Source organism: Paenisporosarcina sp. P5_A11 (assembly GCF_056400705.1).
In genome coordinates this window covers 1-507 of the sequence record NZ_JBFUKT010000405.1, presented here as the reverse complement: position 1 = coordinate 507, position 507 = coordinate 1, and the positions used below count along the sequence as shown (strand labels likewise).

General features: G+C 41.5%; 2 rRNA genes. Both read left to right on the top strand.

From position 1 onward, the window contains the following. A 16S ribosomal RNA gene (locus AC1DOS_RS20555) occupies nt 1-56 on the top strand; the annotation flags it as partial. Nucleotides 57-289: 233 nt separating this feature from the next. Continuing rightward, nucleotides 290-507, top strand: a 23S ribosomal RNA gene (locus AC1DOS_RS20550); the annotation flags it as partial.

Here is a 507-nt window from a genome sequence, read left to right as displayed (position 1 = left end):
GGGTGAAGTCGTAACAAGGTAGCCGTATCGGAAGGTGCGGCTGGATCACCTCCTTTCTAAGGATAATTACGGAATATAGACCTTGGGTCTATAAGTTGACGTTTTGCGTTCAGTTTTGAAGGTTCATCTTCTATATAATAGAAGACACTTTCAAAACTTGTTCTTTGAAAAYTGGATAAAACGACATTGAAAGCAACAAACATTCAAGTAATTCATTTTTAATAAGTTCAATCTTATTAATAACTGATTTGAGGAATTCAAGACACTTTGTGGCTTGGAAACCGAAACCGGTTAAGTTAATAAGGGCGCACGGTGAATGCCTTGGCACTAGGAGCCGATGAAGGACGGTACTAACACCGATATGCTTCGGGGAGCTGTAAGTAAGCTTTGATCCGGAGATTTCCGAATGGGGAAACCCACTGTTTTTAATCGAGCAGTACGTTTACGTGAATACATAGCGTATCCGTGGCACACCCAGGGAACTGAAACATCTAAGTACCTGGAGGA